Genomic DNA, 1041 nt, shown 5'->3' with positions numbered 1-1041 from the left:
TTCTTGCTCTCCGAGCGCACGTGCTGTACCCAGATCCCCACCGCTTTCTTTCATTCTTTCAATAAAACGAAGGAATCGGAACAATCCACGCAAGGATGTGCTTTCATATTGTCTGGCACGATCATACAAAGCTCTTAAGTTAGCTTGTCTTTGCACGCCCCCCGGCAAGCCGCCGGCGAAATCGTAGTACCCCGTTTGTCTGTAGATATGCCAGATTAAATCAGCCAAAGAGCCTTGTCTGGCCTCAGTCCGCCACGTTTCTAGCAGCTCCAGAAAGTAGTTCAGCTTTTGCAACAAAACCTCATTCTCTTCGGTCTTCTCACTGCCAGCAGCGTGCAGCACAGAGTCATAGAAAGGCACCGATTTATCAGCAATTCGAATCTGCGCCAAGTCCTCGGCCGTTAGCTGCACCACTGGTGACCGCAATACGGCGGCAAGCGGTACATCCTGATAGGGATTATCGATGACTTTCAGAAGGGATAACATGACTTCCACCTCTGTCGCAGAAAAATATCCTGTACTTAGCTCTGCGTAAGCCGGTATGCCCATCTTTTTGAGCTCTTCAATGAGGATAGGCGACCACATCTGCGTAGCGCGCAGCAGGATGACGATATCCCGGTACGTGACTGGGCGGTCACCGCCGGTTCTTTTATCAAATACTTGAAAAGCTTCCTTCCCGCCGGTACCCATCAAATCTTGAATTTGGCGGGCAATGGTTCGCGCTTCTAATTGTGCGGTCTCCAGCTCCTGCGCTTCCAAAACGGGATCAATAGCAGCACCTTCGGGTAAAGCTTCGGCATTCATTTCCTCATTGTCTTCTGAATCAGTCGAATACGCTTCGCTGGGGTCAGGCACATCTGTTGCGCGATCGATGATCAGCATCTCAACGGAACAATCCGAAGCAGATGGCGGATAACCCGCTCCATAGACAAGCTCAGCCCGCTCATCATAAGCGACTTCGCCTACTGTTTCATTCATCATTTGTTTAAAAATAAAATTGACCGCATCCACGACTTCGATCCGGCTGCGGAAGTTACGCGC

1 protein-coding gene is annotated in these 1041 nt (G+C 50.3%); it reads right to left on the bottom strand.

What is annotated here, in order from left to right; translation table 11 throughout:
* The coding region (locus AC1DUA_RS38820) for a 3'-5' exonuclease (RefSeq protein ID WP_477504756.1) at positions 1 to 1041 on the bottom strand (1041 nt) is incomplete at both ends.

The organism is Paenibacillus sp. 01T422 (assembly GCF_056398785.1).
This window is presented reverse-complemented; position numbering and strand designations above follow the sequence as displayed.